This is a genomic window from Janthinobacterium tructae (assembly GCF_006517255.1).
Classification (GTDB): Bacteria; Pseudomonadota; Gammaproteobacteria; order Burkholderiales; family Burkholderiaceae_D; genus Janthinobacterium; species Janthinobacterium tructae.
In genome coordinates this window covers 3,929,279-3,942,386 of record NZ_CP041185.1, presented here as the reverse complement: position 1 = coordinate 3,942,386, position 13,108 = coordinate 3,929,279, and the positions used below count along the sequence as shown (strand labels likewise).

The window sequence follows — 13,108 nt, the reverse complement described above, 5'->3', positions numbered from 1 at the left end:
TTGTTGCTTAGATGTCGCAATTTGGCGTGCTTGCGCGAAATATTGGACGTGACGGGCCATCGCTGTATGACTTTTCATACGCTAGTTGCGGCAGGGCGGTGGTGCGGCAAAAAGACAAGATTATCAGGACAATAAAAATTCTATGGTCACCCTCCTTTTTGCAAGCTGATTTTGTATGATGTGAGTAGGCTTGCTTAAATCTATCCGGCGAAGTCGTTCTTATTGCTCTTGACGAAGGGGCGCACGAACTGCGGCGAGATCAGCTTGGCCTCATGGCCAAAGCCGGCCAGTTGCCGGGCTATGAAGTGCGCCCCGGCGCAGGCCTCCATGACGATGGTGCAGGGATGAAAAGTGGCGAGAAACGCGATCAGTTGTGGGCGGCTGAACTTCTTGTGCAGCAGTGTTTTACCTTGGCGATCCTGTCCGTGGACATGAAAGCTGTTTTTGCCGAGATCGATGCCGATGAGCATGACGCTTTCCATGATGGTCTCCTTCAGAAATGAAAACACCCTATAAGTTTAGTAACTTATAGGGTGGAGGGTGACCATCTCATTAGCCCTCCGAAGAGGGGCTTGATGTGACGCGATGCGTGTTCTCTAGATGTTAGAACTTGATATTCGCCGTCAGGCTGAAGGAACGGGGCTGGCCTGGCGTGTAGCGGAAGCCGGACTTGTTGATGGCCGCCACATAGGTCTTGTCGGCCAGGTTGTAGGCGTTCAACTGCAAGTCGAGGTTTTTGTTGACGGTATACGTTGCCATGGCGTCGAAGACCCAGTAGGCATCCACGCGGGCCGGCGTGCCGACGGCGCCATCGGTGCCGCGCAGCATTTCACCCACGTAACGTGCGCCGCCGCCGATCTTCAGGCCAAACGGCAGGGTGTACGAGGTCCAGCCCGTGAACGCCTGTTTCGGCGTGTAGCTGAGGTTATTGATGCCGCTGGCCGTGACGACCTTGCCCGACTCGACCTTGGTATTCATGCGTGTGTAGCCGGCGCTGACCAGCCAGTTCGGCATGATCTCGCCCACCATGCCGATTTCGATGCCCTGCACGCGTTTCTTGCCATTCTGATAGTAGATCAGGTCGACGGGATCTTGCTCTACTTCATTTTTCACGTCCGTCTGGTAGACGGCGGCCGACAGCGACAGTTTTTGTTTCAGGAAATCCCACTTGGTGCCGATTTCCTTGGTGGTGGTTTCCTGCGGATCATACATCGGATTTTGCGCGCTGCTGGCGCCCGTGCTCAGCGTGAAGTTGGTGCCCGGCGGCGCCTTCGAGGTGGCCCACAGCGCATACACGCTGCTGTCCGGCGTTGGCTTGTACAGGGCCGAGATCTTGCCGTTGGCGAAGGTGTCGTTCAGGGTGATGTGAACAGGAATAGGCGTGCCTACCGGCAGTTTTTGCACCTGGCCTGCGGCGACGGCCGTTTGCAGGGTGACGGAGTCATAGCTGGTGTTGAAATGGTCGAAGCGCACGCCGCCGTTGAAGATCCATTTGTCGCCGAACTTGATGGTGTCGAAGACATAGGCGCTTTGCGTGTTGACTTCGCCTTGGCTGTAGGCGCCGCTGCGCACGGGCTGGTAGCCGGTGACGGGGGCGCGCGGGTTCGGATGGTACAGATTGGCGTCCGGCATGGTGCCCAGGCTGGCAGGCACATAGCTGTAGTTGGTCTGCTTTTCGCTGGTGAATTCGGCGCCGGCCACGACGGAGTGCTTGAGCACGCCCGTATCGAATTGCGCGCTGACCACGGTCTGGTTGGTCAGAATCGTGTTTTCCTGATCCTTGACGGTGCGCAGCGAGCGCGCCAGGGTCCAGGTCGACGAATCGGTGGCCACCGGCGTCTTCAGGTTGGCGGTGCTGCCCATGAAGGCCGTCAGCAGGTAGTCCTGCTTGGTCTTGCCGTAGCGCGTGGTGTTCTGAATCTGCACGTTGGGCAAGAAATCATGATCGATGCGCAAGGTAGCCATATCGGCCTTGACCTTGTCGTGGTCCGCGGTGGAACCGTAGAAATTCTTTGGATCGACCTTGGCGGCGCTATTCAGGAAGGTGCGGATGACCTTGTTCGTCGGCGTGATACTGTCCGGCGTGCTGTAGCCGGGCAGGCCGATGGTGGGTACGAAGCCGTCGGGCACGTTATTTTGATCCACGTGCAGGTAGCTGGCCGTGATGCGCGTCGGCTTGCCGATGCCGAAAGTGACGGTAGGCGCGAAGGCCCAGCGCTTGTTCTTGACTTCGTCGCGCGCCGGATTGCCGCTGTCTTGCGTCATCAGGTTCAGGCGGAAAGCCGTGCCGGAATCGGCGTCGATGATGCGGTTCCAGTCGGCCGTAGCGCGTTTCTGCTTGCCGCTGCCGGCCGTCAGCAGCGAATTGAACTTGTTTTCCATGGTGGCCGTCTTGCTGACCAGGTTGATCGAACCGGTGGGCGAACCGCGGCCGCTGTCGGTGCCCGCCGGGCCTTTCAGCACGTCGATCTGTTCGATGTTGAAGACGTCGCGCGAGATGGAGCCCACGTCGCGCACGCCATCGACATAGATGCTGCCCGAGGCATCGAAGCCGCGCATGTAGACCGCGTCGCCTGTGTTCGTGTTGCCGTTTTCACCGAGGAAGAAGGTACCGACGCCAGGCGTGTTGCGCAGCGCGTCCGTCAGGGTCAGCGCGCCTTGCTGTTCGATCAATTCCTTCTTGATCACGACGATGGTTTGCGCCGTGTTGACGAGATCTTCCGTGTATTTCGGCGACGAGGCTTTTTCGGCCTTGAAGTCATTTTCCTTGGAGCCCACGACCTTGATTTCGTTCAGGGTTTGCTGCGATGCCGGGGCACTTTGGCCGGCGGGGTCGGCCGCCTGGGCGGCGACGGGCAGCAGCATCACGGCCAGGGCGGCGCCGATGTGCTGGTTGAAACGGGTTGGGGCGTGTTTGCGGCTCTTGATTGCCATCTTGCTCTCTCGATAAGGTCAGGGTAGTGGTTCCTGGCTGGCTCTGCGCCGCAGTGCTTGGGCACGCGGGCAAGTGGCTGGCGATGGAGACGGAATAGGCGGTATTGTAATAACTGGGCGCTATTTCGTAAATGAGAATCGTTATCAGTATCGTTTACGCAACGGATTGGACTTAGCGCAAAAAAAACACGCGCATGGCTCATGAATGCTTGCTTTGCAGCCCGGGCGCTGCTATGCGCGCAAGCGTTTGGCAGCGGGAGTATGATGAGCAACCTTTACAAATTTCTTCCCAGCACATGCTGCACACTCCCCCTGCCTTCGTCCCCCTGATCGACACGCCCGAACCGGCCCCGGCCGCCACCGAGACGCTGACATTCGTCTTTCACCGCGGGCGCCTGCTGTTGCGTATGCCCGGGCTGACCCTGCCCACTGCCGCCGAGGCGGCCGCGCTCGATATCGACCTGAGCCGCGCCCAGCCCGTGGGCTGGTGGCAGGGCCGCTATTGCCAGACGGTCTGGACGGATGCGGAGTTGTTGCCCGCCGATAGCGGCTTGGCGTATCACGGCATGCGTTCGCTGTTCAACGCCATCGACGATGACTTCCTGGGCCTGGCCAGCCGTGCCGTGCAGCTGGCCGAATGGGCGCGCACGCACCGCCATTGCGGCGTGTGTGCCACGCCCATGCAGCGCACGCGCGGCGAACGCTGCTTTACGTGCGCCGCCTGCGGCATGCTCGCGTACCCGCGCATTTCGCCCGCCATGATGGTGCTCATCCGCAAGGGCGAGCAGGTGCTGCTGGCCATGCATAAAAATTCGCCATCGCAGCGCTTCAGTCCGCTGGCCGGTTTCCTGGAAGCGGGCGAATCGATCGAGGAAGCCGTGCACCGCGAAGTGATGGAAGAGGTGGGCTTGCGCGTGCATAACTTGCAGTACTTTATGAGCCAGTCCTGGCCGTTTCCCCATTCGCTGATGATCGCGTTTACGGCCGATTACCTCGATGGCGAGATCCGTCTGGACGAGAACGAGATCGCCGAGGCGCGCTGGTTCGGTCCCGGCGATGCCTGGCCGGAAGCGAGTTCCAGCGTGTCGATTTCGGCGTTGCTGGTACGGGCGCACCGCCCGCCGGCAGTGGCGTAAAGCGGGGGCTGCCCGGGCAGCTTGCCGCATTTTCTATATACTGGCGGCAATTGTAAATTTTAGGGTGGTTTAGCATGTCTCAAGAAGAATTCTCCGAAAACGACTGGCGCCGGCTGATCAGCAGCTTTGGCGAAGACCCGCAGCGTCCTGGCTTGCTGGAAACGCCGGCGCGCGTGGCCAAGGCGTGGAAGCATTGGACGTCCGGCTATGGCCAGGACCCGGTGGACTTGCTGAAAGCCTTTGAAGATGGCGCGGAACAGTATAACGAGCTGATCGTCGTGCGCGGTATCCCCGTCTACAGCCATTGCGAACACCATCTGGCGCCGTTCTTTGGCAAGGCCACCATCGGTTATGTACCCAACGGCAAGATCGTTGGCCTGTCGAAACTGACGCGCCTGGTCGATTGCTTCTCCAAGCGCCTGCAAGTGCAGGAACGCATGACGATGCAGATCGCCAATGCCCTGATGGAAGTGCTGGAACCGAAATCGGTGGGCGTGGTCGTACGCTGCCGCCACCTGTGCATGGAAAGCCGCGGCATCCGCACGCCGGGCGAAGAAACCATCACCTCGGCGATGCTGGGCGAGATGCAGCCGAACCTGGCGCTGCGCACGGAGTTTTTGGCCCTGGCGCGCGAAGTTTGATTATTTAGGCGGCGATGCAGGACGAAGGCGGCTGATGCCGCCTTTTTTTTTATATTCTTCCGGATTCCCGTTGCGCCAGATAACGCGCTGGTGGCTTGCCCACCGCCTTGCGGAACATGGTGACAAAACCGCTGGTATTTTCATAACCGAGTTCGAGCGCCACGGCTTTCACGCTGTGCCCTTGCGCCAGCCCTTGCAAGGCAAGGATGACGTGCAATTGCCGGCGCCAGCGGCCTACGCTCATGCCCATTTCCTCCATTGACTGGCGGGTCATGCTGCGCTCGCTCATGCCGATGCGCCTGGCCCATTCGGCCAGGGTGCTTTTATCTGCCGGTTGCGCCAGCAGCAGGGCGGCCAGGCGGCGCAGGCGCGCATCGCGCGGTATCGGCAAATGCAAGTCTTCCACCGGCGCCGTGGCCAACTCATCGAGCAGGGTGGCCACCAGGCGTTCCTGCGCGCCGTGCAGCGCGCTCAGGGTGGGAAAACAGGCCGCCTTGGCGATCAGTTCGCGCAGCAAGGGCGAGACGGCCACGGTGCAACAGACGGCGGGCAGGACCGGTGCCATGGTCGGTTCGACAAACAGGCAATAACATTGCGCTTCGCCCACGCCCTGCGCGGCATGCATCAGGCCGCCCGGTATCCACACGGCGCACTGGGGCGGCACGATCCACACGCCGCTTTCCACCTCGCAATGAATCACACCCCGCGTGGCATACAGCAGCTGCCCCTTGCGGTGCTGGTGCGGCGCCTGTTCCGCATCCTCGGGCACGCTGGCCAGGCCCACGGCCAACAAGGGACGCAGCACGCCATCGACGTCGAAATCGATGATGGAGGCGCCGACGTCCAGGCCCAGATGGGCCATCAGCATGCTGGGCAGGAGGGGATGGGGCATGAGAATATTTTGGCTGGATTGAATAATATTGTGGCCATTTTATGCAATGACGCGCAATGCCGCCAACGCTATCGTATGGGCATCCGCAGCCCCGCTTCAACGGTAACCGCCGCCGCTTGTGTTCTGATGAAGGCCAGGAGGAACGGCAACCCCTTGAAGGAGTCTCCCATGCAACTCGATATCACCGATTTCCCCCTCGTCTGGATGCGCCGCGACAGCGCCTCCAGCGGCCCCGACGATGCCTTGTTCGCCCAGTTCGAGGACTTGCTGGCGCGCCAGCAGGCGTTTGTCATCCTCAGCGAAGAGGGCCTGGACGAAGAGGGGCATGCGCATCCGCAGGAAGAGCGCAAGCGCGCCGTACTGTGGATGAAGCGGCACAAGGCCGCCCTGCGCGCGTATATCCAGGGCATGGTGCTGGTCGAAGCGAGCGCCGCGAAGCGCCTGGCCGGCAAGGCCTTCGCCGTCATGTTCGGCCAGTTCTGGGGCTATCCCCTGCATTTCGGTACCAGCCGCGACGACGCGCTCGACATCGCGCAGCATTTGCTCAGGGCGTGGCTACCGCCGCGGCTGCCGCCAGGCGACGGCGGCACGGCCGCGCATCAGTAACGATAATCGTTAATAAAATGTTTGGTGAAGTTGTACTTGCTGCCGCCGTCGAGCAAGTCGACCAGGCGTTTCGGCGCCGAGGCCGACATGAAGGCGTCGGCGGCGCCGCCCGTGCTGCGGAACCTCATGCCGGGGCTGAGGATCTGGTTGGCGCCGATTTTCAGGTGCTGGAAGCTTTTTGTTTTCTCATTGTTGAGGATGAAGTGCAATTCCTGCTTGAAGGTCAGGAAGGGGATCTTCAGCCACCAGCCTTCGTCCGTGCCATAGCTGGCGACGCTGGCAAAATGCGTGTTCTTGTCCGTCAGGGTGGGTTTGCCCAGGCGGTCGTTGATGCGTTTCATGGCTTCATTCTTGGTCATGCTGTTCTTTCGTGATTCGTCGTAGTGCGTCGTGTATCGGCCGGTGTGCATTTTGACACACGCACGTCACCCCCGCCTGCCTTGCCTCCGCCTATCTGCATGCATTTTTGCCGCAATGCAGCATCAATTCTCATCAATTGTCGCAGCCCATTAACAACACTGTGTAAAAAACATTGCTTCCCAGCATTGTAAGTATCGGTCGTTCGAGCGTATGCTGGAAACGTCTGAACGGTGCCGCCAGAGCACCGTCGCCGCCGCATTCCTGGCCTGCAGAGCTGGAAGCGGGCCACGCCCCTTCGCCGCACTATAGAGAGTTGGAGACACAGCATGAAGAAATTGACGTTCCAGCAGAAGTTATGGATCCCCCTGATTTGCAGCCTGTTGTGCATCACCGTTATTTTTGTCTATAACGCCCTGGAAATTCGCAAAATCCGCATCGAAGAGCGCAGCGCCGACCTGAGCAATGCCGCCGATCTGGGCCTGGGCGCCGTCAAGATGTTCGGCGACCTGGCCGCCAGCGGCGCCCTGACGCAGGAAGAAGCGCAAAAGCAGGCCATTGCCGTCATCAAGAGCATGCGCTTTGGCGAGACCGGATATTTGTCCATCATCAACCTCGATGCCGTTGTCGTGATGAATCCCGCCGCGCCGCAAACCAACGGCAAGAACATGGCCGATTTTAAAGATGCCAACGGCACCTATCTGTACCGCGACATCGTTGCCGTCGGCAAGAGCGATGCGGGCAAGGGCTTCGTCCACTATTATTTCCCCCGTCCCGGCCAGAAGAACGCCGAACCGAAGATGAGCCGCGTGGTGGCCTACAAGCCGTGGAGCTGGACCATCGTGGTGGGCGTGTACATGGACGATATCGACGCGGCCTTCCGCCAGTCGCTGATCACCTCGCTGGGCGTACTGCTGCTGGTGTGCGGCTTGCTGGCCGCCGTCGTCGTGGCGATCAACCGCAGCCTGCGCCATGCGCTGGGCGGCGATCCCGAATACGCGGCCGACGTGGCCGCCCAGATCGCGAATAACGACTTGAGCGGCGCCGTGCGCACGCATGCCAACGACCGCCACAGCGTGCTGTATGCGATGAAAACCATGCAGGCCAACCTGGTCGACGCGATCAGCGAAATCCGCCACAGCGCCGAAACGATTGCCACGGCATCGAGCGAGATTGCCAGCGGCAATATGGACTTGTCGGCGCGCACGGAAATGCAGGCCAGTTCGCTGGAAGAAACAGCGGCCTCGATGGAGGAATTGACCTCCACCGTGACGCAAAATGCGGGCAATGCCGTGCAGGCGAATGAACTGGCGCAGTCCGCCTCGGCCGTGGCGCGCCAGGGCGGCGCGGTGGTGGCGCAAGTGATCGGCACCATGGACACCATCAACGCTTCGTCGCGCAAGATCGTCGACATCATCGGCGTCATCGATGGCATCGCCTTCCAGACGAATATCCTGGCCTTGAACGCGGCCGTGGAAGCGGCGCGTGCCGGCGAGCAGGGCCGCGGCTTTGCCGTGGTGGCGTCGGAAGTGCGCAACCTGGCGCAGCGCTCGGCGGGCGCGGCGAAGGAAATCAAGGAACTCATCGGCGCTTCCGTCGACAGCATCGCGGCCGGCAGCGCCCTCGTCGCACAGGCGGGCACGACCATGGATCAGGTGGTGGCCAGCGTGTCGCGCGTGACCGACATCATGGCCGACATCACGGCCGCCTCGCACGAGCAAAGCACGGGCATCGGCCACGTCAACCAGGCGATCACGGAGATGGATAGCGTGACGCAGCAAAATGCGGCACTGGTGGAAGAGGCGGCGGCAGCGGCGGCCAGCATGCAGGATCAGGCGGCCGTGCTGGCGCAGCTGGTGACGCGCTTCAAGCTGTCGGCACAGGAGCCGGCGACGGCGTCGCGCCTGGCGGCCGCTGGCGCGCCACGTGCGGTGGCGAAAAAGCCGCTGCGCAGCCTGGCGGCGCGCTGATTTACTGGGCTGGCGCCGCCGCTTGCGGTGCCGGCTCGAATTCCAGCTTGTCATCGACGACCACGAATTGCCCGACCGGTTGGCCCAGGTCGGCTTTCGGGTCGTTTTCCATTTCCGTCAGCTCATTGCAGGTCGTCGTTTCCGCCTGCCACAACTGCTTGCCCATGCGGATATTCCACAGGCCATCACCGGCCGCAAACAGCTCCACCTTGATGTCGGCGGGTGCATCGGTGGACAGGATATGCAGGCGCTGGCATTGCGGCAAATTGGTGGCCATCAGCTGCACTTCCACGCTATCTTGCCAAAAATAACGTTGCTGGCGGCGCACGGTCAGGGAATGTTCTTGCCCATCGAACATATAGATGGCGAAGTCCTGGACACAGCCTGACAGCAGGACGGACAGCATGACGATCAGGAGTTTGCGCATGGTCGGCTTTCTTTGTTTGTGCTCTGGAATGTCGGGATGTCTGCGTGACGGGGCGAGTGAAAGCTTGCGCCGCCTGGGTGCCGTCTTGTTTTTCGCTTACGTGGCATTATATCCATGCACACCAGTTGCGGCGCGACAATAGTTACGCCCTCCCCATGCCAACGAGCTGAAAGACGACGATGATCGACCTGTATTACTGGACCACGCCCAACGGGCACAAGGTGACGATGTTCCTGGAAGAAGCGGGCATCCCCTACAACATCATTCCCGTACACATCGGCAAGGGCGAGCAGTTCAAGCCCGAGTTTCTTGCCATCGCGCCCAACAACCGCATCCCCGCCATCGTCGACCAGGCTCCGGAAGATGGCGGCGCGCCCCTGTCCCTGTTCGAGTCGGGGGCGATTTTGCAATACCTGGCCGAGAAAAGCGGGCAGTTCCTGCCGGCGGACGTGCGCGGCCGCGCCGAAGTCATGCAATGGCTGTTCTGGCAAATGGGCGGGCTTGGCCCCATGGCCGGGCAAAATCACCATTTCGTGCAATATGCGCCCGAGCCCATCGAGTACGCCATCACGCGTTACGTCAATGAAACGAATCGCCTGTACGGCGTGCTGAACAAGCGCCTGGCCGACCGCGAATTCGTTGCCGGCGACACGTATTCCATCGCCGACATGGCGATTTATCCGTGGATCGTGCCGCACGCGCGCCAGCGCCAGAAGCTGGAAGATTTTCCGCACCTGGCGCGCTGGTTCGCGGCCATTGCCGCCCGTCCCGCCACCGTGCGCGCGTATGCGCGTGCGGCCGAAATCAACGTGCAGCCCACCGTCAGCGGCGATGCGAAAAGCGTGCTGTTCGGACAGACGGCGAAAACGCTGGGCTAAGTTGCCGTTCCCACTCAGTTACCCCGATACGTGGAAAAGCCGAAAGGGCTGAGCAGCAGGGGAATGTGATAGTGCTGGTCAGTCTTTTCCACGTGGAATTGCACGGGAATTTCCGGGAAGAAGGTTTCCTGTTTCAGGCGCGCATAGTGTTCGCCTGTTTTAAACACGATGCGGTAGTCGCCCGCCTGCATGGGGGCATCGAGCGGATACATGGCCGCGATGCGCCCCTGCGCATTCGTCACGCCACTGCTTAATTGTTTCCAGTCATTGTCCTTCTTTTGCTCCAGGGTGACCGTCACGCCCGCCGTCGGCTGGCCGCTCTGCAGGTCGAGGATGTGCACGCTCAAGGGATTGGCGGCGGCCAGGGCCATGCCGGACAGGCTGGCGAAGGCCAGGGTGGCGGTGATTTTCTTCAGGTAGGTCATCATTGTCTCTTTCAAAGGGTGGGGGAATCGAGTTCTGGAATGGCCGCCAGGGCGGCATGGGCGCAGGCCCGGTCTTGCAGGGCGCCACCGCCGCCGGCGACGCCGATGGCGCCGACCACTTCGCCCCTGGCTCGCAAGGGCAGGCCGCCGCCCAGCAGCAACAGTTCCGGCAGTGTCGTCAAATTGGCCATGTCGGGATTGCCGCGCGCGGCCACGGCCAGTGCCTGGGTATCGTTTTTCGTCGACAGGGCCGTGTAGGCCTTGCGCCGGCTGGCCTCCGTGTTGTGCGGGCCGACGCCATCGGCGCGCCGCACGGTCACGACATTGCCGCCACGGTCCAGTACGGTGACGACGATGTGCCGTCCTTGCGCCTGGCAAGCGGCCATGGCTGCATCGGCCAGCTTGTTGGCCGCTGCCAGAGAAAGCTCATCGACCTTGCGCAGCTGGGCGTGGGCGGGGCTGGCCAGCAGGCACAGCAGGGTACTGCCGAGTAACAGGGTTTTCATGGGGCGGTCCGTTGAATAAAGTGACGCCAGTATGGCCAGTGTTGCCCTACGAGAAGATGATCGCCGCATGACATTTTTATCATCCGCGCGCCCCGTCTCCGAGCGTAAAATGGTTTTATCTTCCCCTTAGAAAGCGGCCATGCGCATCCTCGTGATTGAAGACGAACCGAAGACGGGCGACTATTTGCTGCGTGGCCTGGCCGAGTCCGGCTTCACGGTGAGCCTGGCGCGCAATGGTCGCGACGGCCTGCACATGGCGAGTTCGGACGCGCCCGACTTGATCGTGCTCGACGTCATGCTGCCCATCATGGACGGCTGGCAAGTGCTGCGCGCGCTGCGGCTGCAGGAAGGCGGCGCGGACGTGCCCGTGATCTTCCTGACCGCGCGCGACGAAGTGCAGGACCGGGTGAAAGGGCTGGAACTGGGCGCCGACGATTACCTGGTGAAACCGTTCGCGTTTGCCGAACTGGTGGCGCGCATCCGCACCCTGCTGCGGCGCGGGCCACCGCGTGAAGATGACGTGATCCGCATCGGCGACATGGAAATCGACGTGATGAAACGCAAGGTCAGCCGGCAAGGGCAGCGCATCACCCTGACGGCCAAGGAATTCGGCTTGCTGCATTTACTGGCGCGGCGCCAGGGCGAGGTGCTGTCACGTTCCATCATCGCCTCGCAAGTGTGGGACATCAATTTTGAGAGCGACACCAACGTCATCGACGCGGCCATCCGCCGCCTGCGCAGCAAGCTCGACGACCCGTTCGAACCCAAGCTGATCCACACCTTGCGGGGCATGGGCTATGTCTGCGAATTGCGCGCGCCATCCAATCCCGACAACGGCGCCGCAGCATGAAGCTGGGGCAACTGCGCCGCTCGCTGACCCTGCGCGTCACGCTCGTCTTCGTGCTGATCGTGGCGCTCGTGTCGGCCGGGCTGGGCATGCATTTATACCGTTCATTCGTCGCGGAAATCGAGCGCCGCGACGACATTTTGTTGCTGGGAAAATTGCGGCAGATCCAGCAACTGCTGGGCAATGCGGGCACCCTCGACATCATCCGCGAGCGGCCCCAGTATTTTCGCGACACCATGAGCGGGCAAGAGAATTCCCTGGTGCGCATCGTGCGCGCCGATGGCACGCGTTTGATCGATGTCAATCCGCATGGCGAGACGGTGGCGCATGCTGTTCCCGTGGCCGTCGATGCGCCCGTCACGGCCAACGATATCGCCAGCTGGACCAGCCGCGACGGCTATCCGGCCAGGGTGGTGGCGGCGAGCGCGCGCATCGGCGACCCGGCGCAGATGGCCGACATTTCCGTGGCCCGCGTCTACGGCGACCGCACGGCCATGTTTGCCGCCTACCGTTGGCAGATCGTCGTGTCGGTTGCCATCAGCGCGCTGGTGGCGGCCTTGCTGGCCAGCGTGATGCTGCTGCGGGGATTGCGTCCGCTGCGCAATATTGCCGCCCATGCGGCCCTGGTGCGGCCCGGCAAGCTGGGCCAGCAACTGGAGGCGCGTGATGCGCCCACGGAATTGCTGCCCCTGATCCAGGCCTTGAACGCCATGCTGGCACGGCTGCAGGAAGGCTATGCGCGACTGTCGCAGTTTTCCGCCGACCTGGCGCATGAATTTCGCACGCCCGTCACCAATCTGCTGGGGCAAAGCCAGGTCATGCTGGCCCGCCCCCGTAGTGCGCAAGAGTATGAACAGCTGGTGTCGTCGAATGTGGAAGAGCTGGAACGGCTGTCGCGCATGATCGACAGCATGCTGTTTCTGGCGCGCGCGCAGCAGGATGAAATGGTGCTCGTCAAGCAGACCTTGCCCGTGCAGGACGAGTTTTTGCGCCTGGCCGATTTCTTTGAAGGCCTGGCCGAAGAGCGCGAGCTGGCGCTGGCCTGTCACGGCAGCGGCAATGTGACGGCCGAGCCGCAACTGCTGCGCCGCGCGCTGGGCAATTTGCTGTCGAATGCGATCCGCCATGCGGCGCCGGGCAGCACGATCATATTGCGTTCGCATCAAACGGGCGCGGGCATGGAACTCAGCGTCACCAATCTGGGGACGGCCATCCCCGCGCGCCATTTGCCCCACCTGTTCGAGCGTTTTTACCGCGCCGACCCGGCCCGCAGCGACTCGGCCGCTTCCACAGGATTAGGGCTGGCCATCGTCACGGCCATCCTGCAATTGCACGGCGGCAGCGCGACAGTCGCATCCGACGCGGCTGCCACGACGTTTACTCTTGTTTTCCCCGCTGAGAATACCTGATAAAACCGTAGCGAGCGGAAGGGAGAGGTGGTTGAGAAGCGGAACTGTGCTTTACGCACAGTGAGCATCGCAGACCACCT

At 61.6% G+C, this 13,108-nt stretch carries 13 protein-coding genes and 1 pseudogene; 7 read left to right on the top strand and 7 right to left on the bottom strand.

All coding sequences use genetic code 11. The annotated features are described in order from the left end of the window. Nucleotides 1-209: 209 nt before the first annotated feature. Nucleotides 210-482 (bottom strand): annotated as a pseudogene (locus tag FJQ89_RS17265) (IS110 family transposase); the annotation flags it as partial. Nucleotides 483-603: 121 nt separating this feature from the next. Beyond that, on the bottom strand, nucleotides 604-2,934 hold the full coding sequence (locus FJQ89_RS17260; RefSeq protein WP_141171055.1) for a catecholate siderophore receptor Fiu: 2,331 nt from the start codon (nucleotides 2,932-2,934) through the stop codon (nucleotides 604-606). Nucleotides 2,935-3,230: 296 nt separating this feature from the next. On the opposite strand from FJQ89_RS17260, the gene nudC reads away from it, so the two are divergent. Both nudC and folE read left to right on the top strand, forming a co-directional pair. Next, nucleotides 3,231-4,070, top strand: coding sequence for an NAD(+) diphosphatase (gene nudC / locus FJQ89_RS17255; RefSeq protein ID WP_141171054.1), 840 nt, complete (start codon nucleotides 3,231-3,233; stop codon nucleotides 4,068-4,070). 74 nt (nucleotides 4,071-4,144) lie between these two features. Next, on the top strand, nucleotides 4,145-4,711 hold the full coding sequence (folE, locus tag FJQ89_RS17250) for a GTP cyclohydrolase I FolE (protein ID WP_035822985.1): 567 nt from the start codon (nucleotides 4,145-4,147) through the stop codon (nucleotides 4,709-4,711). 49 nt (nucleotides 4,712-4,760) lie between these two features. Here the strand turns inward: folE and FJQ89_RS17245 are convergent, their stop codons facing one another. Further along, complete coding sequence (locus FJQ89_RS17245; protein WP_243136098.1) at nucleotides 4,761-5,603, bottom strand: AraC family transcriptional regulator; 843 nt, start codon at nucleotides 5,601-5,603, stop codon at nucleotides 4,761-4,763. Between the two features lie 168 nt (nucleotides 5,604-5,771). Here FJQ89_RS17245 and FJQ89_RS17240 point away from each other — a divergent pair, with 168 nt between their 5' ends. Further along, nucleotides 5,772-6,209: a hypothetical protein gene (locus tag FJQ89_RS17240; protein ID WP_141171053.1), complete on the top strand. Its 438-nt coding sequence runs from the start codon at nucleotides 5,772-5,774 to the stop codon at nucleotides 6,207-6,209. Here the strand turns inward: FJQ89_RS17240 and FJQ89_RS17235 are convergent. Next, complete coding sequence (locus FJQ89_RS17235) at nucleotides 6,203-6,568, bottom strand: hypothetical protein (protein ID WP_035822978.1); 366 nt, start codon at nucleotides 6,566-6,568, stop codon at nucleotides 6,203-6,205. The genes FJQ89_RS17240 and FJQ89_RS17235 overlap by 7 nt on opposite strands. Nucleotides 6,569-6,895: 327 nt before the next feature. Between FJQ89_RS17235 and FJQ89_RS17230 the strand changes: the two genes are divergently transcribed. Continuing rightward, nucleotides 6,896-8,536 (top strand): methyl-accepting chemotaxis protein, encoded by a 1,641-nt coding sequence (locus FJQ89_RS17230; protein WP_141171052.1) that lies wholly within the window; start codon nucleotides 6,896-6,898, stop codon nucleotides 8,534-8,536. A 1-nt stretch (nucleotide 8,537) separates the two neighbouring features. Here the strand turns inward: FJQ89_RS17230 and FJQ89_RS17225 are convergent, their stop codons facing one another. Beyond that, nucleotides 8,538-8,963, bottom strand: a complete 426-nt coding sequence (locus FJQ89_RS17225; protein WP_141171051.1) for a hypothetical protein — start codon at nucleotides 8,961-8,963, stop codon at nucleotides 8,538-8,540. Between the two features lie 179 nt (nucleotides 8,964-9,142). Between FJQ89_RS17225 and FJQ89_RS17220 the strand changes: the two genes are divergently transcribed. Continuing rightward, entirely contained in the window at nucleotides 9,143-9,841 is a 699-nt protein-coding gene (locus FJQ89_RS17220; protein ID WP_071075070.1) for a glutathione binding-like protein, read from the top strand. Between the two features lie 14 nt (nucleotides 9,842-9,855). Here the strand turns inward: FJQ89_RS17220 and uraH are convergent, their stop codons facing one another. Both uraH and FJQ89_RS17210 read right to left on the bottom strand, forming a co-directional pair. Then, entirely contained in the window at nucleotides 9,856-10,269 is a 414-nt protein-coding gene (gene uraH / locus FJQ89_RS17215; protein ID WP_341474465.1) for a hydroxyisourate hydrolase, read from the bottom strand. Between the two features lie 8 nt (nucleotides 10,270-10,277). Continuing rightward, complete coding sequence (locus tag FJQ89_RS17210) at nucleotides 10,278-10,772, bottom strand: GlcG/HbpS family heme-binding protein (protein ID WP_141171050.1); 495 nt, start codon at nucleotides 10,770-10,772, stop codon at nucleotides 10,278-10,280. Between the two features lie 139 nt (nucleotides 10,773-10,911). Between FJQ89_RS17210 and FJQ89_RS17205 the strand changes: the two genes are divergently transcribed. Both FJQ89_RS17205 and FJQ89_RS17200 read left to right on the top strand, forming a co-directional pair. Next, the gene (locus tag FJQ89_RS17205) at nucleotides 10,912-11,622 is read left to right on the top strand and encodes a heavy metal response regulator transcription factor (RefSeq protein ID WP_141171049.1); all 711 of its coding nucleotides are present in this window, start codon (nucleotides 10,912-10,914) and stop codon (nucleotides 11,620-11,622) included. Next, nucleotides 11,619-13,028, top strand: a complete 1,410-nt coding sequence (locus FJQ89_RS17200; protein ID WP_141171048.1) for a heavy metal sensor histidine kinase — start codon at nucleotides 11,619-11,621, stop codon at nucleotides 13,026-13,028. Before FJQ89_RS17205 ends, FJQ89_RS17200 begins: the two co-directional genes overlap by 4 nt. Nucleotides 13,029-13,108: the final 80 nt, after the last annotated feature.

Bases quoted from the DNA above. Each gene is read 5' to 3' on its own strand.
- FJQ89_RS17260 (WP_141171055.1), bottom strand. From the start codon at position 2,934: ATGGCAATCAAGAGCCGCAAACACGCCCCAACCCGTTTCAACCAGCAC.
- nudC (WP_141171054.1), top strand. From the start codon at position 3,231: ATGCTGCACACTCCCCCTGCCTTCGTCCCCCTGATCGACACGCCCGAA.
- folE (WP_035822985.1), top strand. From the start codon at position 4,145: ATGTCTCAAGAAGAATTCTCCGAAAACGACTGGCGCCGGCTGATCAGC.
- FJQ89_RS17245 (WP_243136098.1), bottom strand. From the start codon at position 5,603: ATGCCCCATCCCCTCCTGCCCAGCATGCTGATGGCCCATCTGGGCCTG.
- FJQ89_RS17240 (WP_141171053.1), top strand. From the start codon at position 5,772: ATGCAACTCGATATCACCGATTTCCCCCTCGTCTGGATGCGCCGCGAC.
- FJQ89_RS17235 (WP_035822978.1), bottom strand. From the start codon at position 6,568: ATGACCAAGAATGAAGCCATGAAACGCATCAACGACCGCCTGGGCAAA.
- FJQ89_RS17230 (WP_141171052.1), top strand. From the start codon at position 6,896: ATGAAGAAATTGACGTTCCAGCAGAAGTTATGGATCCCCCTGATTTGC.
- FJQ89_RS17225 (WP_141171051.1), bottom strand. From the start codon at position 8,963: ATGCGCAAACTCCTGATCGTCATGCTGTCCGTCCTGCTGTCAGGCTGT.
- FJQ89_RS17220 (WP_071075070.1), top strand. From the start codon at position 9,143: ATGATCGACCTGTATTACTGGACCACGCCCAACGGGCACAAGGTGACG.
- uraH (WP_341474465.1), bottom strand. From the start codon at position 10,269: ATGATGACCTACCTGAAGAAAATCACCGCCACCCTGGCCTTCGCCAGC.
- FJQ89_RS17210 (WP_141171050.1), bottom strand. From the start codon at position 10,772: ATGAAAACCCTGTTACTCGGCAGTACCCTGCTGTGCCTGCTGGCCAGC.
- FJQ89_RS17205 (WP_141171049.1), top strand. From the start codon at position 10,912: ATGCGCATCCTCGTGATTGAAGACGAACCGAAGACGGGCGACTATTTG.
- FJQ89_RS17200 (WP_141171048.1), top strand. From the start codon at position 11,619: ATGAAGCTGGGGCAACTGCGCCGCTCGCTGACCCTGCGCGTCACGCTC.